The sequence below is a fragment of the Paraflavitalea sp. CAU 1676 genome (assembly GCF_029223285.1).
Taxonomy (GTDB): Bacteria; Bacteroidota; Bacteroidia; order Chitinophagales; family Chitinophagaceae; genus Paraflavitalea.
In genome coordinates this window covers 638,225-661,483 of sequence record NZ_JARHUJ010000003.1, presented here as the reverse complement: position 1 = coordinate 661,483, position 23,259 = coordinate 638,225, and the positions used below count along the sequence as shown (strand labels likewise).

Below are 23,259 nucleotides of genomic sequence, written 5' to 3'. Positions count from 1 at the left end.
CGCTGTTCATTGCTACTGATAGGGACATTTCTTTTCTTTAATGTGAGTCAGAAAATCGTCGCCGAAATACTTGATCGCACTTTGCAGGGGTTCCATTGCGCCGGGAGCCAATGCACAGAAAGTATTACCGGGGCCCAACAGGCGCGTGTGCATTTGCAACAGTTCCATGTCTTCCTCCCGGCCATTTCCATTTTCGATGGACCATAGGATCTTTTCAACCCATGGCAGCCCTTCCCGGCAGGGTGTACACCAGCCGCAACTTTCCTGCGCGAAGAAATGCTGTAGGTTATGTACAAAGCCCACGGGGCAGGTGGCGTCGTCCATCACGATCATGGTGCCGGTGCCCAACCGGCTGCCTGCTGCCGATACCGATTTAAAATCCAGTTTAATGTCCAGGTGTTTGTCGGTTAAAAAATCGGTGGAAGCTCCGCCCGGCAATACGCCTTTGAGGCGGTAGCCGTTCTTCATGCCGCCGGCGTGTTCTTCTATGAGCTCGCGCATCGTGATGCCCATGGGCAGCTCCCATGCTCCGGGGCGTTTTACCTTGCCACTGACGCCGTATAGCTTGGTGCCTCCGTCTTCGCTGTAGCTGAGGCTTTTGAACCAGGCAGCGCCATTGTTGATGATATGAGGTACACAGCAAAAGGTTTCTACATTGTTGACGATGGTAGGTTTGCCAAAGAGTCCGCTTACCTGTGGAAAGGGAGGTTTGGCCCGGGGTGTGGCGCGTTTGCCTTCCAGTGCGTTTAATAAAGCGGTTTCTTCGCCGCACATGTAGCGGCCCACGCCGGTGTGCAAATACATGTCCAAACTGAAAGGGCTGCCCAGTATGTTCTTACCCAGGTATCCTTTGGCGTAGGCCTCCTGTATGCCTTTGGTGATCAGTTCCGCGGCTTTCTTGTAGGCCCATCTTAAAAACACATAGGCAATATTGGCCTGTATAGCATAGGCGGCGATGATCATTCCTTCTATGAGTTGGTGGGGATTGCCTTCGAGGAGCAGGCGGTCTTTGAAAGTGCCGGGCTCCATTTCATCGGCGTTGGCGATCAGGTATTTTGTAGTTGGAGCATCGGGCCCCATGGGTACGAAGCTCCATTTGAACCCGGTATTGAACCCGGCACCGCCACGACCTTTCAGGTTGCTTTCCTGCACCAGTTGCTGCACTTCCTGGGGTGTGAGGTTGGTGACGGCTTTTCGAACTGCCGCATATCCACCTACGCTCTCATACTCCTTTAGGTTGAGTGGCGGTTGGCCTGGATGAATATTTATGGTGAGCGGACGTTCCATTTTACACGTATTTTTCCAATAGGGTTTCTAATTGCTCCACGGTTACATCAGTATGCAGGTTGGCATCGATCATTAATGCCGGTGCGTGATCGCAACAACCAAGGCAGGCGTTGGGCAGCAGCGTGAAACGCTGGTCGGGGGTAGTTTCACCAAATCGTATGTTCAGTTGCTTCTGCAATGCTGCATACAATGTTTTATATCCCATGACATAGCAGGAAATGCTGTCACAGAGTAAGATCACATGGCGGCCTACGGGCTTCCGGAATATAAGGTTGTAGAAGGTGGCGATACTGTCCACGGCCGCGGGGCTCATGTCGAGGTGTGTGGCAATAGCTGCCACGGCCTCGTCGCTTACCCAGCCGCGATGCTGCTGAACGATCTTCAGCGCTTCAATGACAGCAGCGCTTTTGTGCGGCACCAGTGTCAGTTCGTGTTCGATAGCCAGTATTTCGGATTCCTGCAACATGTTGTCTTTTTTATCTGTCGATGTCTGCCAAAACGAAGTCGACGCTGCCCAGAATGGAAAGCAGGTCGGCTACCGTATATCCTTTGCTGATATAGGGCACCATTTGCATATGTGGAAATGATGGTGTGCGGATACGTACTCTGTAGGCTACGGTGTTATTGTCACTGATGAGGTAGTAGCTATTGGCCCCCTTGGTAGCCTCGATACAGCTCATGGCCTCACCGGCGGGGATGACGGGTCCCCAGCTTACACCCAGGAAATGGGTGATCAGTGTTTCTATATCTGCCATCGTGTGTTTCTTAAGGGGTGGGGTTGTGAGGGGGTGGTCGGCTTTATAACTGCCTTCAGGCATATTGTGGAGGCATTGGGTAACGATACGCAGGCTTTGCCACATTTCTTCTACGCGTACGGTGGCCCGGTCGAAGCAATCGCCATTTTGAGCGATGGGAATGTCGAAGTCGAATTGCTCATAACCGGAGTAGGGCCGTTTTTTCCGGAAGTCCCACTCAAAACCACAGGCGCGGAGGCCGGGACCGGTAACGCCCCATTCAATGGCCTCTTGCAGTGTATAAATGCCAATGCCTTTGGTGCGGGCCTTAAAGAGGCTGTTGCGCATCACCATACTATTGTATTCGCGCAGGTTTTTGGGGAAAACGTCTGTAAAATCCTTCACCACCTTATCCCATCCGGTGGGCAGGTCTTGCGCCACGCCCCCAATACGGAACCAATTGGGGTGCATACGACCTCCACAGATGGCTTCTATGATGTCGAAGATCCTTTCGCGGTCGGTGAACATGTAGAAGACCGGCGACAACTGGCCAAGGTCCTGCGCAAAGGTGCCAAACCAAACCAGGTGACTGGCTATGCGAAACAATTCGCACAGCATCACGCGGATCACTTTTACCCGGTCGGGCACTTCAATACCTGCCAGTTTTTCAACCGCCAGCAAATAGGCGAGGTTATTCATGACACCGCCTAGATAGTCTATCCGATCAGTATAGGGAATGTAAGTATGCCAGCTTTGTCTTTCTCCCATTTTTTCGGCGCCGCGATGGTGGAAGCCGATCTCCGGTACGGCATCTACAATATCTTCTCCATCGAGTTGCAGGATGATGCGCAGCACGCCATGGGTGCCGGGGTGTTGCGGTCCGATGTTCAGGAACATAAAGTCGGCATCTTCACTCTGGGCCTGCATGCCCCATTCTTCGGGTTTGAAGCGAAGGGCTTCCTGTTCGCGGTCCTGTTTTTCATCCCATAGTTGATAGGGGCCCATTTCGGTGGCCCGGGCCGGATGTTCTTTGCGTAAGGGGTGACCCTGCCAGGTGATTGGCATCAGGATTCGTCGCAGATGCGGATGGCCTTCGAAGCGGATACCAAACATGTCGTACACTTCCCGTTCGTACCAGTTAGCGTTCTTAAATACGGAGGAGATGGACGGCAGAGTGGGATATTCGCCCGTTAATGGTACTTTCAGGCGGATAAAACTATTTTGTTGGTAGGAGAAGAGCAGGTAGGCTACGGTGAAGTCGCTGGGTGGTGCTCCTGCTGTATGGATCCGGTTCCTTTCATCGATGCCAAAGAGGTCGTAGAGGAAGGAGTAAGGAGAGGGGGTGCTGCTTTTTAGTTGCAGAACGGCCGGTACTATTCTTTCTTTAGCTATCCAACATGTAGGAATCTCATCAACCGGTTGCTGCTGATGAATGATATCTGCTCCTAAAGTCTGTTGCAGATGACGAAGTATGTCAAAGTCATGCTCCATATCCTGTTTTACACTTCATCTATTCCTCTGAAGTTTACCATCTTCCTCCTTTCTTCACGTTTGCGATCCTTCATAGACGTAAGATGAGGTTTAATGACGCCCTGTTCACCAATCACCCAACTCAGCGGGCGGGCTTCTTTTCCCACGGATTCACCCAGCAAAACCAGCCCCTGCATAAAAGCATCAGGTCTTGGCGGACAGCCCGGCACATATACATCTACCGGCAGAAATTTATCCACGCCCTGCACCACGCTGTAGATATCGTACATGCCGCCGCTATTGGCGCAACTCCCCATGGATATTACCCACCGGGGTTCCATCATCTGTTCATGCAGGCGCTTGATGATGGGCACCATCTTGATGAATACGGTTCCTGCAATGACCATGACATCTGCTTCACGCGGTGTGCCGCGGATCACTTCTGCCCCGAACCTGGCCACATCATATTTGCTGGTAATACTGGTGGCCATTTCTACAAAGCAGCAACTCAACCCAAAGTGGAAGGGCCACATGGAGTTCTTTCGCCCCCATGCGAGCAGGTCCTGCATGGAGGTAAGCATAATGCTCTTGCTTACTGTTTCTTCCATGCTGCCGGTGCCGGTTATACGGCCGGCCGTTTCGCCTGCTTTATTTAACCACCACTTCATAATTTGCCTGCTTTCATATATTCATCGTTTTTTCTTCAGCTTGTCTTTTTTTATAGACTTTCAGGATTTTCCTGGCATCGGCCCCGATGTTCAGTGCGCCGGTGCCCCATTCGTAGATCAGTACCACCATCAATTGCCCGATAAATACTGCCACTCCAATGTATCCGGGCCAGCCCAATTCGTAAAAGCCCAATGCCCACAGCATGATAAATACGCCTTCTACATCGAAGATCACAAACAGCATGGCCACTAAATAGAACTGTGCGGAAAATCGAAGCCGGGCAGAGCCAGACTGCTCGATGCCTCCTTCATAAGGTTCGCCGGTGGCACGGTCATGGTGACGTTGTCCAAGAAAATACGAAAGGGTGAGAATAAGGGCGAGCAATACCACTACCACGATTGCATATAAAAGCAAAGGCCATAAGGGAACTGTATAGGTTTCCTGTCCCGGCATATAGCAAGGTTTCAAGTATTGATCGAAGTGCCACGGTTAATGGCGACCGAACTTAACTGCAGATGTAATGTTCCAGGTTAGCAATAATGAAATCTTTCTGCTCGATGATATGTTTGACGATATCACCAATGGAAATGATGCCGATCAGCTCCCTGTCTTCCATTACCGGTAAGTGGCGGATGAACCTTTCGGTCATCAGCTGCATACATACGTCAATCTTGGTGTCTTGAGTAACCCAACAGGGGCTAGATGTCATGATTTCCCTTACGCAGGTGTCTTTAGAGGAGCGTCCTTTGAGGATAATTTTGCGGGCATAATCCCTTTCTGTAAAAATGCCATCCAATGTTCCATCGTCTTCCATTACTATGAGCGCGCCGACGTTCTTTTCTTCCAGCGCCTCAAGTGCTTCATAGACTGAGCTGTCCGCACTTACCGTGTAAACCACGTTCCCCTTAACTTGCAGGATATTTCTTACCGTATCCATAGCAAAAAATTTAAGCGGATAAAAATCTACTGTTAAGTTAACTCTTTTTTTTATGGCAAAAAAGAAAACGTGGGGAGCACTATCGAAGGTGTAACTGAATGTGCTACTGTTTTTTACCACCGGCTTTCAATGGAGCTGCCGGTTTCAGGGATAAGTTGGCGGGCCAGTTATCAAACACAGAAGCGCCTCCCGGCGATGACTGCACCCGTAAGTATTTACACTTTTGGGCACTTTCGCGGGAGACGCCTTTTCACTAAAACCTGCGATGCTATAGATTAAGCTACTTCGGCTTGTAAAGCGGGAGCAGCGGGGAAGTCGACGGGCACTTTGGTAACGCCGTAGAGGAAATTGGTGATGATTTTATCGCCAATCACCACGATGGTGTCGACCAGGTTTTCTTCGGTGTAGCCGGCTGCGAAGAAGTTATCTACCAGCACGGGGTCGGGTTTGCCATGGTGTTGAACGAAGCTTTTGGTGAGGGCGGCCAGGGCATTGATTTTTGGATCAAAGGAGGCGCCGCCGGCGCGAATCTCCAGGATCTGTTCGTCGGTGAAGCCATTCAGTTTGCCGATGGCGGTGTGGGCAGCCAGGCAGTAGTCGCAATCATTGACTTGACTGGTTACCAGGTTCACCACTTCTTTTTCTTTGGCACGGAGCGAGGATTTGGCGCTTGATAGAGCGAGGTAGGTACCAAGGGCGTTTTGCGAGAGGGCCATGGTGGCGTAGAGGTTGGGCACTTTGCCGAGGCCTTTCTGCAGGTTGTCGAACAAGGTTTGGTTGGCGGGTGTAACTGATTCTCTGGTAGGAACTGTGAAAGTCTTCATAACTTATCTTTTAGGTTGATTTTACGTTGTGTGTTGTTGACGATGTAAAATTGCAACCATTTGCTACCCAAAAGAATGGAGTTATTTCCCGTTGGCTTGTAAAAATTTCCCGAAGGGGCATAAAGAAATGTTAAGGTTGCTTGTGGACGGAACCGGACGGCCCCTGTGGTCAGGTTATACGATTAGAAGCAGTGAAACTGGGGTTTTGTGCAGGTCGTTCAACAGTTTACGTGCTGGCAGCGGATTTGCGATAGTGACTATAAATTGTTCACTATAATCGTTAACTATGGTTATTCAACCAGGCGAATTTCCGGTGGTGGTACAGGCTTACCAGCCATCGGGCAGTGAGGATCTTTTCGTGGCCGAGCAAGTCGTTTACAACCAGGCCGAGGCGGATGTATTCACTTCCCGGCATACGGGGCTGCTGATCAAAGCACGTAAACCGAATGCGAGCGAATTGCAAACGGCTACTAATTACCACGCACCGGCGCCGCGCCGTTCAAGGGGCATTGGAGCAGGCTTTATTATTGTGCTGTTGCTGATCGCTTTGATCGTGGCAGGTTTTGCTACAGGATGGATACAGCGCAATCTCGACATATAAGGATATAATGGCTGGATATAGAAACGCCGCGGAATTGATCCGCGGCGTTTGAGCAAGTGAGCGTACTCCTCAATAAGCATTTAAGGTAGCATTGGCGCCGATCCCATAGGAGGCCAATGTGCCTGACTCATCGAGTACCTGTCCTTTGTAGGAAAGGTAGTTGATGGGAAAGCCAACGATGTCTTCTACACTGCTCTTAACATCACCGATGGTGTCATCGGGAAAGCTCAGGAGCCAGAGAATGGTGGTTTGTCCATTCACTTTCAGTTTCACATACAGGTTGTTGGGGTGAGGCTCCGGTTCACCGGTGAGCACTGGTTGCAGGCTGGCCGGTTGGATCATTGTGGATGGTGTGGCGAAGCCAGCTGTCATCAACAGGCAGGCTGCGATCAAAGGAAGTAACTTTTTCATGGTAAAGTATTTGAGTAGTGAATGTACTTCATGTGAATATTCCATTTAGCACAAATAATCGAAGCGGGAGAAAAACGATTATACGACGGCTTGCGGATAACGGATGGCTGCCTGCGGTTGCTGAACGGAGTGGTGTCAACTTGCATGGTTCTTATCATGAATGCCGGTTTTGAGGTGAGCAATGGCAGCGGACACATGTTTAAGGGGATAGTTCGTTATATTCGGGTGACCTAAATAGTACCATTTCATGCGTCAGTTGCTTTTACTCGTCAGCTTAATGGCTGCAGCCTTTGCCGGATATACACAAGCTGTTATGCAGGATTCGGTCGCAGGGTTTCGCTATGTGGAACAGGTGCGCGGTGGGGTAAGGGACAATGGGGCTTATCCCTTGCTCATTGCTTTTCATTATTCCAGCGGTACGCCACAGGAGTCGCTGGCGGATTACGAACTGTTGAAGACACCGGTGAGGATCATTGTGCCGGTTGGCAATGTGCGTAAGCGAAATGGTTATTCTTATTATCCGCACGATCACTATAAGCTGGATAGTCTGGCGCAAATGAAGGAGGCACATATTACGCTTGATAGTATTGCTGCCTTTGTAAAAGCCATTGAGGCGAAGTACGGCGTAAAGCCTGTGGTGAGTGGCATATCGCAAGGCGGCGACCTTGCCTGGATGCTGGCGGTGTATTATCCTCCATTGGTGAAGGCTGCATTCCCGTTCGCCGCCTTCATTCACCGGCAGGCCTATGCATCCATACTGGACATGCCTGCCAACAAAGTACCTGTATATCTTTATCAGGGTGAGGATGACCCGATCATCGCAGTTTCTTATACCCGGGAAGCGGTTAAAGCTCTTGGTCGCCACATGCCATTGAAATTGTCTACTTATCCCGGGTTGAAGCATGATATATCGCCACAGATGAAAACGGAGTATTCTGGGCTGATGGATAAGGTGTTGAGGTAAGTGTCTCCCGGAATTTCTAAAAGACGCTAGCTGTGAATATCCTGCGAAACTGGCAGTTCTGCCAGCCTTTTGCCCAATGCCTGTAGATCCGCTTCTTCAAAAATGAACTGTATCGACTTTATGTTCAAGGGTTTTTTGGTGTCTACCTCGTGCGCGTTAGTTCCTTCGAAGGTGATCTTGTAAGCGCCGTACACTTTAAAAGTCCCGGTTTTCTTGTCATGCTCAGCGAATACCTCCGTAAACCAGATAGCCTTTTCGTCGGGCCTGTTGTCGCGTAATAAGCCAATGGAAACATCTCCCGCATAATTGTATTCTTTGGGCAGGAGGCTTCTGAGTTTTTCTTTGTCTTTTCGGAGTGCGGCTGAATCGGGCCTGTAGCCTTCAGCAAAGTGCAGTAGCTTCTGTTGTTGAAAATCGGTGTTGCCGATCATCCACCACCAGAAGAACTTAACCTGTTTGTAATAGTTGTCTATGAGGGGTGATCGTTGGCAGTTCTTGATGAGGTAAATACCTTTGATCTGCGCGGATACTCCTTTGGCAAAAAACAATGCACACAGCAAGATGGGTATCCGTAGGTGTTTACTCATAACGTATAAGTTTGCAATGTAGGGTGTTGGGTTTTATGTAGTGACAGAAATGCCCATTGGCTGGAACGTTGTGTTGAACCGATATATTGTTGTAGTCTTATTATCTTGCAGCCATGATAGCAAGGAAGGTATTTCAGTTTTTGGGCAGGTTTGGTTTGGATTGGTTCATTCTTTCGCTGATCGGCATGATCGTGCTGGCTTCGCAATGGCCGGGGCCTGGTGTAGCCGATGGCCCATTCTCCATTTCGTCCCTGGCCAATATTGGGATCTCCTTCATCTTCTTTTTCTACGGATTGAAACTGAACCGCAGCAAACTGGTGGCAGGATTAAGCAATTGGCGGCTGCACCTGTTGGTGCAGGTAGGTACTTTTATCTTGTTTCCGCTGGTGATCCTGGCTTTGCGCGGTTGGGTAGACCAGGGTGACCTGCATATACTGTGGCTGGGTACTTTCTTCCTGGCGGCCCTACCTTCTACAGTTTCCTCTTCGGTGGTGATGGTTTCTATCGCTGAGGGTAATATTCCCGCCGCCATCTTCAATGCAAGTATTTCCAGCCTCATGGGCATCTTCCTAACGCCCCTTTGGATGAGCATCGTTACAGAAGGGCAGCAGAACAGCGTAGATATGACCGATATCATTATGAAGTTATTGCTGCAGATACTGGCGCCGGTGGTATTGGGCTTGTTGCTGAACCCTACAAAACTGGGCAAGGTGGCCGGTAAATATAACAAGCAGTTGAAATGTTTTGACCAGATCACGATTCTGGCGATCGTGTACACTGCTTTCAGTGAGTCGTTTGACAAGCATATGTTCAGCAACCTCGACCTGGTCGAGCTGGTCTTACTTGGTGCCTGCATGCTGGCCCTGTTCTTCCTGGTGTACTTCCTGATCGCGTATATTGCCCGGTTGCTGGGTTTTAACCGGGAAGATCGTATTACGGCAACTTTTTGCGGGTCTAAGAAATCGCTGGTGCACGGCACAGTGATGGCGAAAGTGATATTTATGAATAGTCCGCTCATGGGCATCCTGCTACTGCCTATCATGCTCTACCATGCCCTCCAATTAATAGCCGTGAGTATCATTGCCCAAGGGATGGCGAAGCGCCACCGGGCCGAAAAGGTCCTTTAACATTTTTATAGGTTCCATAGCCCCGGGGTTAGATACTAAATCGGAGGTGGCACCGTTACTGGGTTAACCTATACCGTTAACCATGCGTCTGCTTTTGCCTTTCGGGCTATTGATCCTTTCTCTGTTTCCTTCCTGTAAGCGGGCGGATCGGTCTGTGGAGCTGGCCGATTCGATGCAGAGCCTCCAGTACGCCTACGTTTACCTCGTCAATTCCAATCGTGACATCAAGGAGGCATTGTACAGCAAGGCCAGGTTTCCCCGCGAAAGTAAAGAGTATTCGGAATTGATGCCCTATGTGAAGAAAGTTGGGGCAAACACCGGTGAACTACTTCGATGGATCAAAGGAGTGGAAGAAGGGTATTGGGACGATGAAACAGCACCCATTCCTCCTGAAATAATAAGTGAGTTGCATGGAGAGTTAATTGCATTTGTGAAAGCTGTTACTGACAGTATTGGGATGAAGCAGCCCTGGCTATGGTCAGGCCTCAGGCGGATACGCCAAGGTGCATTGTATAGGCTGCAGCTCACCGCTGATAGTTCTGATAATTCACCCATCAAGGCGTCGGTATGGGGTAATAATCTGCTCAACAAGGTTTCAAAGCATTTTCAAAAGGCCATGCTACGTAAGTTGTCGAACGATGTGTTGTTGATCGAGCATGATGTGTTAAGCTATTATTTGCAAGCGAAGGAGGCGCCAGACCGTAGGGAGTATTCTTTTGAACCAATCATTACGCTAGATCGAAGTAGTGTAAAGCAAGGCGGGCGGCTGGTTTTGACTGCCGGTGTTGCGGCTTTTGCTAAAAATCATTCAATTGTAATGTCGGTCAATGGAAATCCTGTATCTGTTAATGAACATGGCGTAGGAATATATCGATTGGTTGCCGGACTTCCCGGGAAATACAATTTAAAGCTTGAAGTAGCATATGTGCAGCCAGACGGCTCTCCATCCACCATCTGGAAAAATATCAGTTATACAGTTACAAGGTAATACCCATTATGAGAACATTATTAGTTATTACTGCAGGTGTCCTAATGGTTGGTTGTGCTGAAAAGCACGAGGCAAAGGTATTGCGGTTGCTGGAGAACTCACTGCAGAATTCGGAGAAGTTGATCCGGAAGGAGAATCAGCTTATATATGGTCATCTAAACAGGGAATTGGAAAGTGCATTTACTGGTGGCCCATCTATTGAATGGGCGCCTACGGCGAATGAGTTACGGGCTGCTGCTTCAATGTTGAATGATAGCTTAGAGGTAGCGAAAAGGCAGGTTGCTGAAGCTGACGGAAAGAAGAATACTAAAGGTCCTTCTTTACTCGCACAAGAAGCCATCATTTACCGGCATTTGAACTTTTATCGCTCAGCGATAAACAATATTCTGTATCATTCAAGCCATGCTATAGCCGAATGGCAACTGCGTTATTACAAGCAAGTTGTGAGGGATGTCGATTCCTTATTTAAAGGTTCATTGAGAATGAGCTATGCGCTTTCGCAGGGGGATTCACTGGAGCCGCTGAAGCCAGGTGAAAGAAATTTATTGGGAAACGATCAGGTTTCTGCCGCTTTGGCTATTGGTAGGATCGAATTGACGTTGGGCCTGGTAGAGCGTAGCCTCGCGTCTTTTTGTATGAGCCGAACGAAGGGGTATTTGCATTGTGTAGGCGTTCCGGCAATAATAAACACGCTCAATTACGAACGCATAAGAACCGGTGACACCCTGGTGTTGACGCTGGGTGATGGAGAGTTTGTTGCTTACAAGACGCCGTTGATACGGCTTGATGGTACGTTAGTACCGCAGGATGATGCGGGGGGCTTTCGTTATTCCTGGATAGCCAGTGCGAAGCCGGGTGAATATTTTCTTCCGGTGAACATTCAATACGAAAAGCCCACGGGGGAAGTGCTTAGTTGGACTAAAAATGTTAAGTATGTTATCCAAAAGTAGCGTGTCACGGCTTTTCTTTTGTATTAGCATAGCGCTTATTCTAGCAAGTTGTCAGCCTAAAGAAGATAATGGCGCCTTAGCGTCATTTGATCAAACGTTGCAGCATTCTAGTCGGGTTCTAAAAGAATCAAATAAGCTGGCCTATGAAGCTATAAGACGAAAGCATATTCACCAATATGCTGCCAGTAAAGCTGCATTGTATGTATCCAGTTCTGAAAAGGTACTCGTATTGTCTGAAAAGATGTATACGGCAATTGATTCGTTAAAATCTAATCTGAAAAATAAAGAACCCAGACATGAAAGGTGTCTGGCTAAGTTTGGTGATACACTTTATAGGCAGGTGGTAACTTATTGCAGAAACGTTCTGCAGGTGTTCGATACTGCTGGATTCAGCAATAATCCGGCCTGGAAAACATACTTGATGAAAGAGAAGGAAAAGCGAATTGACAAGTACTCTACATTGTTTCACATCTCCATGAAAGGAGAAGCGACCGATAGCATTCCGCTTGGTTGGTATAAGTCATTTTTATTTGAGAATGAAGAGTTTCGTACGTTGGTCATGCTTTCGAAACTTCAGTTGGATGTTTTGACGGTAGCAAGTGAATTATTGAGTCATTGCTATGAAGCCAACTCCATGATCGAGGAGAGTTTTACCTATTACAGTGTGATAGCGACGATGAATACCTCTTGTGTGAAGGCTGGACAAACAATTGAAGTTATTGCAGGTTTGGGTAAGTTCAGTGCTGACGCAAGCCCAAAGGTTATGATCAATGGAGTGGTCCATGATATTGCTATAGATGGATCTGCTGTCTATAAATTTAAAGCTGAAGGGAAGCCTGGTAAATACACGCTACCGGTTTCTATTTCTTTTGTCAAGGCGGATAGCAGTATTCACACCCTCAACAGAACACTGGAATACATCATTGCCGATTAGAAAACAACAAAGTGAACAATAGGTCAATCAATGGCATCATGGCCCTTGTTTTGATTACGGCAGCCTTAGCTGGCGGCTGCAAACCCCGCTATTCACCCGGGCAATTAAAAGAATTGAACCATACTTTAGGTCATGGTAGTGGTATGCTTCAGGAGAGGGTCCGATATATAAGAGATAGACAGCGAGAGGGGCTCCTTGATCCGCAACAGCACGATCTGGCAATGTTTCATGGTGCAGGGATCCTTGCAATTCATCGTGATCTTTCGCCAGCTCTCCTGATGCTGGATTCAATGGTCAATTTGCTGGAGAACAGGAGTGAGGATGATGCTTCCGTCGTTGATTCTTTAATGAGCAGGCAAGGTAAGAATCTCTACGACCGCCTATATGGTACTGTCAGGCTGTTGGATTCTTTCCCGGACTTTTACCGGCGCGGCGGCGATCCCTCCGTGGAATTGTCTGTCAAAGAAGATATAGTCAGGTTTAAACTTGAGTTGACCAGAAAATTGAATACTGCTGGTGACTCGATGAGCTCTGTTCCCAGCGAATCGAAGAAATGGATAGCAGATAATTTTGGTAGCTCTACGCCGCTCATGGCGATCGTCATGTTAAACAAACTCCGGTATGAAATCCTCTCTACCGAATACCAATGGATGTCGTATGTAAAGAATTGGCTCCCCTCGGCGAAAATACCCCGATTTGTTTCTGTCCCCGTAGTGTCGGCTAACTCAACTGTGTTGCATAGCGGTGATTCTATTGAAGTGAAGGCCGGTGTTGGCCTCTTTCGCGTTGACTCGGTTATGAAATACACCGTGGGTGGTGTTACCTATGGCTTCAATGATCTAAAAGACGGGAGCGTCGAGTTTAAGCCGGCTGGTAAGCCGGGTTATTATTCCATTCCAGTCATTATACGGTATAAGCATTGGGATGATCCTGTTGTTGCTGAGTCTAAAAGGTTAACCTATAAATTGATACCATGAGGGCTGTTTTGATGTCGCTGTTTACCGGGCTTTTCATGCTTGTGTTGACCGGGTGTAATGAACACGCGGAGGAATACAGGCGAGCGGCTTTGGAGAAAACCTTTCGGTCGATAGGGGAGGAGATGAGAAGCGCCAGTGCCAGTTCATTCCGGTTCCTCGAAAATAAATGGTTCGATCCAAGCCAAAGAATGAAAGCTGAGGTATGGTTTGATAGGGGGAAGCTAGTAAAGGCAACAGGCCATGAGGCCTGTACTTATCTCGATAGTTTGGAAGCCGCCTTGCGTAAAGAAGTGGGCACTACCGAAACGTTATTCGATGATGGAGTGCTCTATGACCGTTTGCTTCAATACAAGCATCGGATGCTTTCAACTATGCAACCGAGCCTGTATAGGGAGAATCCAACGTTTGCAGAAGTGTTGTTGCGGGACTCTTTAGGGTTTACAGTTCATGGGCCCTTATTGCCCGCAGATTCTACTATCGACCCGAGTTCCAGAAAAATGAAATGGGTCAGGGACCATGCGGGTGACCATCGTAAAGAAACAACCCTGTTGCTGCTGGCCAATATGAAGGCAGATGTGCTCGCCATGCAGGCGCAGCTGATTGAATACCTGGGTAACCAAATAGGTGCTACCGATGGATGGTTTTTTGCCACAGCTATTTGCGATATCAGTGCCAACCAAATAAAAAAGGGACAACCGCTAACCGTATTCCTGGGGTATGGTTACCGTAATTATCATTCCAGTGAAAGAGTATTTATTCAAGACTCTATCACGCGCAGAGAGTCGTGGGACTGGGCAACCCGGAAAGTCAGGGTAACAGGACTGCCGGGGAAATATTCTATTCCTGTTCGCTTTGAGTATGAAGAAAACGGGCTGATTAAAACAGCTACCCGACAGCTCGAGTATGAGATAGTACCATAAGGATCAAGTCCGAAGGCATGTTGCGATCTGTGCAGGACTTATCCTGCTAAGAGGCCAGCATGCTGCTGCCACCCGTTCTCCGGGCCTGCTTTTTGCTGCGGAGCAGGAAAACTTTCCATATGACCACTCAACAGATTGCTGACAAGCTGGTACAATACTGCCGTACCGGCGAATGGGCCAAGGCCCAGCAAGAACTCTATGCAGAAAACTGCTCCAGCATCGAGCCCGAAGCTTCACCTGGCTTCGAGAAAGTAACCAAAGGGTTACCTGCCATTGTCGAGAAAGGAAAGAAATTTGATGCCATGGTCGAGACCATGCACAGCATTAAAGTTTCTGATCCTATAGTGGCCGACAATTCTTTTGCCTGTGTACTCGACATGGACGCCACCATGAAAGGAATGGGGCGCACCCCTATGAAAGAGCTCTGCGTATACCAGGTCAAAGACGGTAAGGTCGTTGAAGAGCAATTCTATATGTAGTGCGCCGCCTTATTTAGTTCAATTACTTTTTCCACTTCACCCGGAAGTTGCCTTCTATCCGCACCGTTTCCCAGGTGTTTGATGGGTAGACAGTCGTTTCTTTGCTCGCCTTCGTGAGCAGGAAACCGCCCGATACATAGTCTCCATGATATTCCGCGAAGGTGAGATAGCCTGGACTGACTTCCAATGCACCCTGGGTGGGCTTGAACTGCCAGTACGAGATGGCTCCGCCTGTGCCGTACTGAAGCGCCGCAAACTTCTTACCCCACTGTTGAGTTTCGCCAGCGGCACCCCGCAACCAATGTATGCTGAATGAGCCCCCTGGCGTATTGTCGATGATGGGCACTCCCTGTATGGTGCGTAAAGTGTCATTGACCCTTATAGCGCCCAGGACGACGTCTGCATGGATCCAGGGACCATTGTTGATACGAAAATTGATACCTTCCTTGCCAACATAAATATTGCTGACGAGCTGCCACTGTTCGCCCCCTTTTGCTGCTATGGTGGCCGTTATTGCCACCGGATTTTTGTCGGGTATGGACTGTGGCGCATAATAGGTGGCCGATCCGCCAACGCCCTGAATGGCTCCACCTCCTGTTACTGCCCAACTCTTCACCACCTTACCGGTAGTATCGTGTATAGGTACGGTAACGGCAGGTACCGGTAATTCAAGACCCGTTGAAGGCTCCGTTATTGCCTTGACTACCCGCAGGGGCAGCGAACCGCCCAATTCGACGTAGCCTTGCGTTGGAAATATACTCATCGCCTGAAACAGCGTCCAGTCACTGAAGTGATCGGTTTGCACCGATACTTTACGCGCAGCTATATCATTCTGTTGATTGCCGATGGATTGCCATACTCCCTTTTCGTCCTGATAGGATATGCCTATGGCCTGCGGGATGGTGCCCACGAGATTGCTGTCGGCATATTGAAAGGTAAGGGTGACCGGCTTACTGAATTTTACATTGTGCGGTGTGAGGCGATAAGCTATGCCGGTGCCGACCTTGTTTTCATTGCTGATGCGCTGCACACTAACTGTCTGAGTGGTAGTGAATACACCTGCCGGCACATCGATCTTTAAGGCGCCATCGGCTGTGGTGAAACTGCCACCTTCTGCACCGATCTGCTTTGTTTCGGGCTGACCTACGGGTACACCTGCTGCTGTTACCAGGCCGGTGCTTTCAGTTTGAGGATCTTCTCCGCCTTCGTTGCCGGGTTTATCGGACGAACCACTTTTCTTGCAGGATGCTATGCTAATGCCTGCCAAGGCAAGGATGAGTAACCACTTGCCTGTTACCAATTGTTTCATGTCTATTACTTTGGGGCAAAGTTGCTATGCACCTTGCCGCGGTAAAAGACAGGAGTGTATGGGCTGTTATACCAGCCGTTGAATTGTGGTGACGATTTAAGTTGTTGTGAAGGCCTTTGTTTGATCGCGGTGCTTATGGTTTCATGCCGGGAAATTCATCGAGCAGCTTTAGCAAACGGGCTACGATCTCTGCGTGGCCAGCTGCCAGGTTGTAGTTCTCGCCGGGATCGGTTTCCATGTCGAATAATTCGGTGAGCGTTTTGTTGTCTGCACTCGTTACGCGCAACTTCCATTTACCGTCTCGCACTGCCTGTGCCTGGTTGTGTACATAATAAATGGGGCGGTGGTCGATGTGTTCTTTCTTGCCGGAGAGCAGGTCAACGACCGACTGCCCGTCGAGCGTTCTGCCGGCCGGCGTGGGAATATTGAGCCATTGGGCTATGCTGGGTAATATATCGAGTGAGGATACAGGATCCGTGATCGTTTTGCCGGCCGGTACGCGTCCTTTCCAATAAAAGATAAAGGGTACACGGTGACCACCTTCGTAGGTATTGCCTTTTTGCCCGCGGAAGATGCCGGTTGTGCCTACTTCCCAGGCTTTGGTATGTCCGTCGCCCGCCATGCGGTCGGGGAATCCGATCCAGGGGCCATTGTCGCTTGTAAAAATAAAGATGGTGTTATCGGCCATACCCTTTGCCTCTACGGCTGCCCATACGCGCTGCAGGCTCTCATCGAGGTGCTCGATCACATCGCCATACAGTCCGGCCGCTGAATGTCCTTTCCATTTGGCCGGCACTGCCAACGGCAGGTGTGGCATGTTCTCTGCCAGGTACAGGAAGAAGGGTTGTTGAGCAGATTGGTCCTTGATGTATTTGATGGCCTCTGCGGCATATATTTCTGTAAGAGTGGTGTCTTCGGGCTTCACGATCGCGGCTGTACGATTGCGCCAGATCTTCATGGTGGTATCGGTTTGCACATAAGGCGGACGATAGTCATGACTATACAGCGTTCCAAAGAACTGGTCGAAGCCCTGCGTATTGGGATGGTAGTTTGGTTTGTCGCCGAGGTGCCATTTGCCGACGAGTGCCGTGCGATAACCTACCTGCTTCAACATTTCAGCGATAGTCACTTCTTCTTCGGGAAGTCCATTTTTGGCGCAGGGACCTATGGGTACGGGCAAGTTGAAACGGGTGGCGTAACGTCCGGTGAGCAACGCAGCGCGGGAAGGCGTACAGGTGGGTGACGCTACCAGGAAATTGGTGGCTTTGATGCCACGCCCTGCCATTTTATCGAGGAAAGGTGTTTTGATGAGGGGATTGCCAAAGCAGCTGAGGTCGCTGTAGCCCATATCGTCGGTGAATACGAGTATGATATTGGGGCGCTTCTGCGCCGTAGCAGTAATCACGCACAACAAACCGGAGAGCAGCAGGGAGGTTAACTTCATACCGCAATTTAATTGTTAAATGGGAATGATGAAAACACAACCGGTTGCGGAATGACATCTTGTGCAGGCACCCGGCTTTTTGAAGGTGGGAAGGTCCTGAAGCTAGCGATAGCTGATGCGGGAATGCGTCACGCATATGCGGCCGATGGATGCTGCAGGACTGGTCACTGGGCAGCATTCTTAGACTTCCTCCCTCGACAACACCTTGCCGGCCACTTTGCCGATGCTCAATCCCTGCACGATGATCGAGAATACCACTACGAAATAAGTAATGGCGATGATGGCCAGCTTGTACGGACCATTATCGATCGAGAGCGCCAGTGCAATGGATACGCCGCCGCGCAAGCCACCCCATACGAGTATTTTGATGGTGCCGCTGCTGAACTTATTGCGGAAGGGGATCAGCTTTACCGGCAGCCAGATGGAGATGAAACGTGCCAGCAATACCACCCCTATCGCTATGCTGCCCATGATCCAATAACTGCTGAGGTGCGGTATCAGCAATAACTCGAAGCCGATGAAGAGAAAGAGGATCGCGTTCATGATCTCATCTACCAGTTCCCAGAACTTATTGAGGTAATCTTTCGTGGTGGCCGACATGGCAGTCCGTTTGCCGTAATTACCGATCACGATACCCGCCGCCACCATAGTGAGCGGGCCCGACATGTGCAGCGTGTGCGCGATGAGGTACCCACCCATTACGACCGACAAAGTGATGAGCACGGTTACATTGTAGTCGTCGATCTTGCGGATGGCATTGGAGGCGCCGAGTCCGAGCAAAGCGCCCAATATGAAACCGCCCGCTGCTTCTTTTACCAGCAACCAGCTCACATTGCCTACCGACATATCCACTTCGCTGCCCTGTGCCACCTGCAATATCACGGCAAACACGACTACCGCCACGCCATCGTTGAACAAGGATTCCCCGGCTACTTTCGTTTCCAGCGACTTTCTTACATTGGCTTTCTTCAATATGCCCATCACTGCAATAGGATCGGTGGGGGAGATGAGGGCGCCAAACAATAAACAATAAATGAAGGGAAGGTCTATATGCGATAATGCAAATATGTAATACAGGATGATGCCGATCGCAAACGTCGAGATCAATACACTTACGGTGGAGAATACGATGATGGGACCTTTCTGTTCGCGCAGGTCTTTCAGGTTGATATGAATAGCACCGGCAAACAACAGGAAGTTCAGCATAGCGCCCATCAGCACTTCGGTAAAGTCCACATCCATCAGCAGGGTGGAGAAGTGCGTAAAGAATTTCGGGAACAGGCTGCCGCCGATTACCAGCAGGATGGAGCTGATCATCGCAATGATCATGACCCCGATGGTAGAAGGTAATTTAAGTACCCGCAGGTTGATGTAAGCGAAAAACGATGCCAGCACGATCAGTACAGAAAAGGAATAGTATAGCTCCATAACACACGTTGACCGGTTATCTTTAAAAGGCGCAAAGATACGACGGGTGTGGGGCGGAGCATCTTAGAATAATATTAGAATCGGGGAGGCGATTGCGATGCCTGGTTGATGGGTGAAGGAAACTGATGGTTCTCCTTGTTAACGACGATACCTTTCTTTTTCTTTCTTGTTTGAAGTGGTAGTAGCGGCCGTAACATCTGCCCAACATAATGCTGCGGGAAATCTTCTTTAATGCCGTACTGTTCGGGCTCTCTGGGCGGACATGTATAGGTGCCAAACAGTTTATCCATGAGTGGTGATATATTGGCATAGTTGCCCGCGTCTCTTTCAATATCGTGATGCCAGTGGTGCAGTTCCGGCGATCCGACCAGTACTTTGAGCGGGCCCAGTGGCAGTCGTACGTTGGAATGAATATAAATGGCCCAGATGCCGCGGAAGGCGATGACGGCGGTGAGCGGCGCGAGGTTGAAACCCATGATCAATGCGGGCAGATTGATGAGCCCTACGGTATAGATCGAATCGAGCGGATGTTCGCGGTGTGCAGCGAGCCAGTCGAGGTGCTGCGCACTGTGGTGCACTTTGTGAAAGCGCCAGAGGAAATCGACTTTGTGCTGCAGCCTGTGACCCCAGTAAATAATGAGGTCGCTGAAGACAACTACTTCAAGTGCCTGCAGCCAAACGGGCTGTTTGCCCACCATCGAACGGAACGATGCCGGTACGATACCTGATAGCCACTGTTCGGCATAAGTGAGTGCCCATAATATCAGTCCATTCCACAGTAAGTACTGACCGAGGAAGTAGCAAAGGTCAAGTATCCAATGGGGCCTTAGAATCTTTTGCTCTTTGCGCGCAGGGAATACCTTTTCCATGGGTATGAATACAAGCGCCAGAAAAAGCAGGCTGGCTCCTGTACCCAATAACAATTGTAACCAATGCATATTGTTAGTTGTGCTGGTTGGTAGTATCGCGTTTGGTGCCGGCAGACTTCGTTGGAATATTGACAGACTGGCTGCGGGTGAGTTGCCTGGCTTTTTGCTTGTCAAGCAGCTTTCGCAACCGGACAGTATCTGATAAGAGATCTTTCCTGAATTCGGATTTAACATCTTTCAATACTACGATGCTTTTGGAGCTAACCATCCGGATGTAGGATAAGGAATCGATGATCTCTTCTAATAACAGGGAATCGGTGTTTTGTGGCCGGGTGGTATCAGCGGCACCGGACTGGTTGCTGGTGAGCATAACAGGTGCTGTCGTTTCAAACCCATCCAGGCGGTAGTAAATGAATACGCCGATCAGCAAAACGAACCCCGTGAGGGTGATGACCTTGGTAAATGTCCGGTTCATGAGCAGTGGTTTGGTAGTAGATGCAATCGACCTAAAAATTACACAAATGCTCCTGGGTGATTTTGTTAAAAAAACCGGGTAACGTGTGTAGCCGGGACGGGCCGCTTAAAATCGGGAGGTGACAGCCTGGGGAAGTGCGAACAGGAGGAGCCTTACCGAAGGCGCTCCATGGCCTACCAGGCGATGTAAACCGACACATTGCCCAGCCCCTGGGGCTGCAGACCGCTGTAAATGGGGGTGGTACTTTTTTGCGTATAGGTGACTCCGAAATTGCCGTGCGAGAGGACGGCGCCGAAATCGAGTCGGCCCAATAGCTTGCGCCGGGTAGGTATTGGCCCTGGTTCGCCATACGGGTTGGTGCCCTGCAATTGTTTGGGGTGATCGTTGAAGACCCCGCCATCGAGCAAGGCATTGGTGATCATCAGTTCGGCGCCGGGCTGTATAGTGATGTAGAACTGCCAGCGGTCGGCTTGCTGCCGGTCTTTGCTGAACTGCGGGATCAATCCATCGAAATAATGGTTCATATTCTTGCCCCACCGGAACAGGGTGGATATATAAGCGCCATTCTGCATGGTGCCGGCATTCACCTGTGCATGGCCGATCAGCTCCATGCCCGCAGGCATGTTTGCCAGCTGTTTACTGACCGCAAACTGGTAATTGAGGAGTAAGTCGGTCGACTTCTGGTAATCCCAGCCACGGGGCGGCTGAGCGGCTATAATGCGGTGAATGAGTTTTTGCATATCCTCGGCGAGGGCCGGTGGCCCCATAACGCCCAGCAACAGTTCAGATTGGAAGCTGATCTTGCGGTCGGGATTGGCCGAATGCAGGCTGCGGGTCGCAAACAGTCCGCCCGAATAGGGATAGTCGGTGGGATCGGGATAACGGCGCAGGATATTGTCGGGCGTGATCATCATCTGCATCGCACTCCAGCCATGGGTATTGACGCTGCCCGCACCGGCTTTGGGAAACAGCGGGCTGAGAAAGGGGGCTTTGCGCGGCACCCAGAAGAAATCGAGGCGGGTGCCGTTGGTATACCCTTTGTCGCTGCCGGGATCGAAGAGGTTCATGGCATCGTTGTCTTCATAGACCCTGAACAGGTACCGGTTGGCCGGTTCCTGAGCGTGGACCATGATCGATGGCAAGGCCAATATCCCCCAAAGCAAATTCCTGAGAACTCCCTTCATACGCTGAACGAATGTTGATGCTTATTGCCAGGCTTTTCGAAGTTACGTTTCGATAGCGAACCGATACAACGCCCTGTTGATCAATTTTGTTTTCGTTGTGTGGCAAACTACCGCTTTTTTATTACCGGAAAGTTAGGTAGTGGGATGAATTGTAGGCAGAGGTGTAGCGGGTTCGGTTGAAAGGGTAATGGAATGAATGGGTTTGAAGGCGCCGCCCGGAATCCACGCCGGACTCATGCGAGATAGCCTGAAAACACCCTTCGTGAAGCACTGTTATTCACTACAAATTGCACTGGCCCTCTATGAAAAGTGCCTGTTTTAGTGCATTCCAGTGCCATTCCGGGGCTTGTTTCAGTATATAAGCAGCGGGTTTACTGCGAGTTATGTGCGTATTAACGATGGTTTTCGGGTAAGTGCTTCGTGTTCAATTCTTTAAAGCGAAAAGGCCGCCCGCGGGGGCAGCCCTTCTTTGGTTAGCCATGAAAAACTAGTTGGACAGCGCTTCGAACTCCGCGTCGGTGAGGGTAATGTCACCGGCGGCGAGGTTTTCGTTGAGGTGGCCGACAGAGCTGGTGCCGGGGATCAGCAGAATATTGTTGGCGCGGTGCAGCAGCCAGGCAAGCGCTATCTGCGCTACCGTGGCGTTGTGCGCCTGCGCAATGCTGTTAATCTTTGGGGCCAGTGCATCCGGACCCGAGGCGAGCGGATACCAGGGGATGAAAGCAATGTTGCGTTTGATCGTATAGTTCAATACCTCTTCCCACTGGCGGTTGCCGAGGTTGTACAGGTTTTGTACCGATACAATGGGGACTACTTTTTCAGCGCGCTCGATCTGCGCGATGTTTACTTCGGATAGTCCCACGTAACGGATCTTACCTGCTTGCACGGCGTCTGCCACAGGCGCCAGGGTTTCTTCTACCGGTACATTGGAGTCGATGCGATGTAACTGCCAGAGGTCGATGGTATCGACTTTTAGCCGCTTGAGGCTGCCTTCAATCTGTTCGCGGATATGGGCCGGTTTACCATTGGGTATCCAGGCTTCGGCAGAAGGGCGGTCGAAGCCTCCTTTGGTGGCGATCACCAGTCCCTGTTGATAGGGATGCAAGGCATCGGCGATCAGGATTTCATTGGTCCTGGGTCCGTAGGCTTCGGCTGTGTCGATGAAGTTGACGCCGCCGGCTACTGCTGTCTGTAATACTTTTTTGGCGCCTTCACGGTCTTTCGGATCACCAAATACGCCACGGCCGGCCAGTTGCATGGCGCCATAACCCAATCTGTTTATTTCGAGTTGTTCACCCAGTTTCCAGGTTTGTTCAATTGTTTGTGTGCTCATCTTTTTGATTTTTGGTAGTGTATGGATTAAATAACAGCGGGGTTGATTTCCTGGTTCGGGCGATTAATTGCACTATTCAAAGGGTTTATTGCAAAATTCAAACTAGGGGCGTCAGGTACTTTTATGGCAACAGTCATCCGTCCATTTTTAGTGAAAATGGCCGTGTTTTAAAAGTTGTGCTATTTATTCGAGACCGGTACGGGTCGGGTACGGAACGGGTACGGGAGCGCCACGGGCCGGGTGGGGGTGAGCAAAATTAATCAGGCCCCGTGGCCATTCCTACTGCAGGGTTGAAAATATTAAGCCATGTCAGGTTATGTCATGACTTAATATGACTTTACCTGACATGGCTTTGACA

The 23,259-nt window shown here is 49.8% G+C and carries 25 protein-coding genes; 9 read left to right on the top strand and 16 right to left on the bottom strand.

All coding sequences use genetic code 11. From position 1 onward, the window contains the following. Positions 1–12 precede the first annotated feature (12 nt). From nuoF to P2H89_RS11605, 7 genes are all read right to left on the bottom strand, one after another. On the bottom strand, positions 13–1,287 hold the full coding sequence (nuoF, locus tag P2H89_RS11635) for an NADH-quinone oxidoreductase subunit NuoF (RefSeq protein WP_275826916.1): 1,275 nt from the start codon (positions 1,285–1,287) through the stop codon (positions 13–15). 1 nt (position 1,288) lies between these two features. Continuing rightward, entirely contained in the window at positions 1,289–1,753 is a 465-nt protein-coding gene (gene nuoE / locus P2H89_RS11630; RefSeq protein ID WP_275826915.1) for an NADH-quinone oxidoreductase subunit NuoE, read from the bottom strand. 10 nt (positions 1,754–1,763) lie between these two features. Then, entirely contained in the window at positions 1,764–3,512 is a 1,749-nt protein-coding gene (nuoC, locus tag P2H89_RS11625) for an NADH-quinone oxidoreductase subunit C/D (protein WP_275826914.1), read from the bottom strand. Positions 3,513–3,520: 8 nt separating this feature from the next. After that, entirely contained in the window at positions 3,521–4,159 is a 639-nt protein-coding gene (gene nuoB, locus P2H89_RS11620; RefSeq protein ID WP_275826913.1) for an NADH-quinone oxidoreductase subunit NuoB, read from the bottom strand. 13 nt (positions 4,160–4,172) lie between these two features. After that, positions 4,173–4,613 (bottom strand): NADH-quinone oxidoreductase subunit A, encoded by a 441-nt coding sequence (locus P2H89_RS11615; RefSeq protein ID WP_275826912.1) that lies wholly within the window; start codon positions 4,611–4,613, stop codon positions 4,173–4,175. A 52-nt stretch (positions 4,614–4,665) separates the two neighbouring features. Further along, positions 4,666–5,097, bottom strand: coding sequence for a CBS domain-containing protein (locus P2H89_RS11610; protein ID WP_275826911.1), 432 nt, complete (start codon positions 5,095–5,097; stop codon positions 4,666–4,668). Positions 5,098–5,372: 275 nt separating this feature from the next. Further along, complete coding sequence (locus P2H89_RS11605; RefSeq protein WP_275826910.1) at positions 5,373–5,921, bottom strand: carboxymuconolactone decarboxylase family protein; 549 nt, start codon at positions 5,919–5,921, stop codon at positions 5,373–5,375. 286 nt (positions 5,922–6,207) lie between these two features. On the opposite strand from P2H89_RS11605, the gene P2H89_RS11600 reads away from it, so the two are divergent. Beyond that, positions 6,208–6,522, top strand: coding sequence for a hypothetical protein (locus P2H89_RS11600; protein WP_275826909.1), 315 nt, complete (start codon positions 6,208–6,210; stop codon positions 6,520–6,522). 69 nt (positions 6,523–6,591) lie between these two features. On the opposite strand, the gene P2H89_RS11595 is transcribed toward P2H89_RS11600, so the two are convergent. After that, positions 6,592–6,933: a ubiquitin-like domain-containing protein gene (locus P2H89_RS11595; protein WP_275826908.1), complete on the bottom strand. Its 342-nt coding sequence runs from the start codon at positions 6,931–6,933 to the stop codon at positions 6,592–6,594. Between the two features lie 247 nt (positions 6,934–7,180). Between P2H89_RS11595 and P2H89_RS11590 the strand changes: the two genes are divergently transcribed. Then, positions 7,181–7,897 (top strand): dienelactone hydrolase family protein, encoded by a 717-nt coding sequence (locus tag P2H89_RS11590; RefSeq protein WP_275826907.1) that lies wholly within the window; start codon positions 7,181–7,183, stop codon positions 7,895–7,897. Positions 7,898–7,923: 26 nt separating this feature from the next. Here P2H89_RS11590 and P2H89_RS11585 read toward each other — a convergent pair whose 3' ends face one another. Continuing rightward, a complete protein-coding gene (locus P2H89_RS11585; protein ID WP_275826906.1) occupies positions 7,924–8,484 on the bottom strand; it encodes a hypothetical protein in 561 nt (186 codons plus the stop codon). 113 nt (positions 8,485–8,597) lie between these two features. Here P2H89_RS11585 and P2H89_RS11580 point away from each other — a divergent pair, with 113 nt between their 5' ends. The 7 genes from P2H89_RS11580 to P2H89_RS11550 all read left to right on the top strand — a co-directional run bounded on the left by P2H89_RS11580 (position 8,598) and on the right by P2H89_RS11550 (position 14,859). Next, positions 8,598–9,611 carry a bile acid:sodium symporter family protein gene (locus tag P2H89_RS11580; RefSeq protein WP_275826905.1) on the top strand — a complete coding sequence of 338 codons (1,014 nt, stop codon included), beginning with the start codon at positions 8,598–8,600 and terminating at the stop codon, positions 9,609–9,611. Positions 9,612–9,765: 154 nt separating this feature from the next. Beyond that, a complete protein-coding gene (locus P2H89_RS11575; protein WP_275826904.1) occupies positions 9,766–10,599 on the top strand; it encodes a hypothetical protein in 834 nt (277 codons plus the stop codon). Positions 10,600–10,607: 8 nt separating this feature from the next. After that, complete coding sequence (locus tag P2H89_RS11570) at positions 10,608–11,549, top strand: hypothetical protein (RefSeq protein WP_275826903.1); 942 nt, start codon at positions 10,608–10,610, stop codon at positions 11,547–11,549. Further along, a complete protein-coding gene (locus P2H89_RS11565; RefSeq protein WP_275826902.1) occupies positions 11,533–12,483 on the top strand; it encodes a hypothetical protein in 951 nt (316 codons plus the stop codon). The genes P2H89_RS11570 and P2H89_RS11565 overlap by 17 nt, the downstream gene beginning before the upstream one ends. A gap of 38 nt (positions 12,484–12,521) precedes the next feature. Next, positions 12,522–13,460 carry a hypothetical protein gene (locus tag P2H89_RS11560; protein WP_275826901.1) on the top strand — a complete coding sequence of 313 codons (939 nt, stop codon included), beginning with the start codon at positions 12,522–12,524 and terminating at the stop codon, positions 13,458–13,460. Further along, complete coding sequence (locus tag P2H89_RS11555) at positions 13,457–14,380, top strand: hypothetical protein (protein ID WP_275826900.1); 924 nt, start codon at positions 13,457–13,459, stop codon at positions 14,378–14,380. The genes P2H89_RS11560 and P2H89_RS11555 overlap by 4 nt, the downstream gene beginning before the upstream one ends. Before the next feature lie 119 nt (positions 14,381–14,499). Beyond that, positions 14,500–14,859: a SnoaL-like domain-containing protein gene (locus P2H89_RS11550; RefSeq protein WP_275826899.1), complete on the top strand. Its 360-nt coding sequence runs from the start codon at positions 14,500–14,502 to the stop codon at positions 14,857–14,859. Positions 14,860–14,881: 22 nt separating this feature from the next. Here P2H89_RS11550 and P2H89_RS11545 read toward each other — a convergent pair whose 3' ends face one another. The 7 genes from P2H89_RS11545 to P2H89_RS11515 all read right to left on the bottom strand — a co-directional run bounded on the left by P2H89_RS11545 (position 14,882) and on the right by P2H89_RS11515 (position 22,901). Beyond that, entirely contained in the window at positions 14,882–16,168 is a 1,287-nt protein-coding gene (locus P2H89_RS11545) for a hypothetical protein (protein WP_275826898.1), read from the bottom strand. 133 nt (positions 16,169–16,301) lie between these two features. Further along, positions 16,302–17,612: a sulfatase gene (locus tag P2H89_RS11540; protein ID WP_275826897.1), complete on the bottom strand. Its 1,311-nt coding sequence runs from the start codon at positions 17,610–17,612 to the stop codon at positions 16,302–16,304. Positions 17,613–17,792: 180 nt separating this feature from the next. After that, complete coding sequence (locus tag P2H89_RS11535; RefSeq protein WP_275826896.1) at positions 17,793–19,040, bottom strand: sodium:proton antiporter; 1,248 nt, start codon at positions 19,038–19,040, stop codon at positions 17,793–17,795. Positions 19,041–19,114: 74 nt separating this feature from the next. Continuing rightward, positions 19,115–19,978 (bottom strand): sterol desaturase family protein, encoded by an 864-nt coding sequence (locus tag P2H89_RS11530; RefSeq protein ID WP_275826895.1) that lies wholly within the window; start codon positions 19,976–19,978, stop codon positions 19,115–19,117. Positions 19,979–19,982: 4 nt separating this feature from the next. After that, positions 19,983–20,384 (bottom strand): hypothetical protein, encoded by a 402-nt coding sequence (locus P2H89_RS11525; protein ID WP_275826894.1) that lies wholly within the window; start codon positions 20,382–20,384, stop codon positions 19,983–19,985. A 173-nt stretch (positions 20,385–20,557) separates the two neighbouring features. Beyond that, on the bottom strand, positions 20,558–21,568 hold the full coding sequence (locus P2H89_RS11520; RefSeq protein WP_275826893.1) for a lipid A deacylase LpxR family protein: 1,011 nt from the start codon (positions 21,566–21,568) through the stop codon (positions 20,558–20,560). Positions 21,569–22,055: 487 nt separating this feature from the next. After that, positions 22,056–22,901, bottom strand: a complete 846-nt coding sequence (locus P2H89_RS11515) for an aldo/keto reductase (RefSeq protein WP_275826892.1) — start codon at positions 22,899–22,901, stop codon at positions 22,056–22,058. Between the last annotated feature and the right edge of the window lie 358 nt (positions 22,902–23,259).

What these genes read in the sequence shown, in the direction of transcription:
- P2H89_RS11545 (WP_275826898.1), bottom strand. Translation starts at nt 16,168, where the DNA reads ATGAAACAATTGGTAACAGGCAAGTGGTTACTCATCCTTGCCTTGGCA.
- P2H89_RS11590 (WP_275826907.1), top strand. Translation starts at nt 7,181, where the DNA reads ATGCGTCAGTTGCTTTTACTCGTCAGCTTAATGGCTGCAGCCTTTGCC.
- P2H89_RS11605 (WP_275826910.1), bottom strand. Translation starts at nt 5,921, where the DNA reads ATGAAGACTTTCACAGTTCCTACCAGAGAATCAGTTACACCCGCCAAC.
- P2H89_RS11540 (WP_275826897.1), bottom strand. Translation starts at nt 17,612, where the DNA reads ATGAAGTTAACCTCCCTGCTGCTCTCCGGTTTGTTGTGCGTGATTACT.
- nuoE (WP_275826915.1), bottom strand. Translation starts at nt 1,753, where the DNA reads ATGTTGCAGGAATCCGAAATACTGGCTATCGAACACGAACTGACACTG.
- P2H89_RS11515 (WP_275826892.1), bottom strand. Translation starts at nt 22,901, where the DNA reads ATGAGCACACAAACAATTGAACAAACCTGGAAACTGGGTGAACAACTC.
- nuoF (WP_275826916.1), bottom strand. Translation starts at nt 1,287, where the DNA reads ATGGAACGTCCGCTCACCATAAATATTCATCCAGGCCAACCGCCACTC.
- P2H89_RS11535 (WP_275826896.1), bottom strand. Translation starts at nt 19,040, where the DNA reads ATGGAGCTATACTATTCCTTTTCTGTACTGATCGTGCTGGCATCGTTT.
- P2H89_RS11615 (WP_275826912.1), bottom strand. Translation starts at nt 4,613, where the DNA reads ATGCCGGGACAGGAAACCTATACAGTTCCCTTATGGCCTTTGCTTTTA.
- P2H89_RS11585 (WP_275826906.1), bottom strand. Translation starts at nt 8,484, where the DNA reads ATGAGTAAACACCTACGGATACCCATCTTGCTGTGTGCATTGTTTTTT.
- P2H89_RS11555 (WP_275826900.1), top strand. Translation starts at nt 13,457, where the DNA reads ATGAGGGCTGTTTTGATGTCGCTGTTTACCGGGCTTTTCATGCTTGTG.
- P2H89_RS11610 (WP_275826911.1), bottom strand. Translation starts at nt 5,097, where the DNA reads ATGGATACGGTAAGAAATATCCTGCAAGTTAAGGGGAACGTGGTTTAC.
- P2H89_RS11565 (WP_275826902.1), top strand. Translation starts at nt 11,533, where the DNA reads ATGTTATCCAAAAGTAGCGTGTCACGGCTTTTCTTTTGTATTAGCATA.
- P2H89_RS11550 (WP_275826899.1), top strand. Translation starts at nt 14,500, where the DNA reads ATGACCACTCAACAGATTGCTGACAAGCTGGTACAATACTGCCGTACC.
- P2H89_RS11530 (WP_275826895.1), bottom strand. Translation starts at nt 19,978, where the DNA reads ATGCATTGGTTACAATTGTTATTGGGTACAGGAGCCAGCCTGCTTTTT.
- P2H89_RS11560 (WP_275826901.1), top strand. Translation starts at nt 12,522, where the DNA reads ATGGCCCTTGTTTTGATTACGGCAGCCTTAGCTGGCGGCTGCAAACCC.
- nuoB (WP_275826913.1), bottom strand. Translation starts at nt 4,159, where the DNA reads ATGAAGTGGTGGTTAAATAAAGCAGGCGAAACGGCCGGCCGTATAACC.
- P2H89_RS11570 (WP_275826903.1), top strand. Translation starts at nt 10,608, where the DNA reads ATGAGAACATTATTAGTTATTACTGCAGGTGTCCTAATGGTTGGTTGT.
- P2H89_RS11580 (WP_275826905.1), top strand. Translation starts at nt 8,598, where the DNA reads ATGATAGCAAGGAAGGTATTTCAGTTTTTGGGCAGGTTTGGTTTGGAT.
- P2H89_RS11525 (WP_275826894.1), bottom strand. Translation starts at nt 20,384, where the DNA reads ATGAACCGGACATTTACCAAGGTCATCACCCTCACGGGGTTCGTTTTG.
- P2H89_RS11600 (WP_275826909.1), top strand. Translation starts at nt 6,208, where the DNA reads ATGGTTATTCAACCAGGCGAATTTCCGGTGGTGGTACAGGCTTACCAG.
- nuoC (WP_275826914.1), bottom strand. Translation starts at nt 3,512, where the DNA reads ATGGAGCATGACTTTGACATACTTCGTCATCTGCAACAGACTTTAGGA.
- P2H89_RS11520 (WP_275826893.1), bottom strand. Translation starts at nt 21,568, where the DNA reads ATGAAGGGAGTTCTCAGGAATTTGCTTTGGGGGATATTGGCCTTGCCA.
- P2H89_RS11595 (WP_275826908.1), bottom strand. Translation starts at nt 6,933, where the DNA reads ATGAAAAAGTTACTTCCTTTGATCGCAGCCTGCCTGTTGATGACAGCT.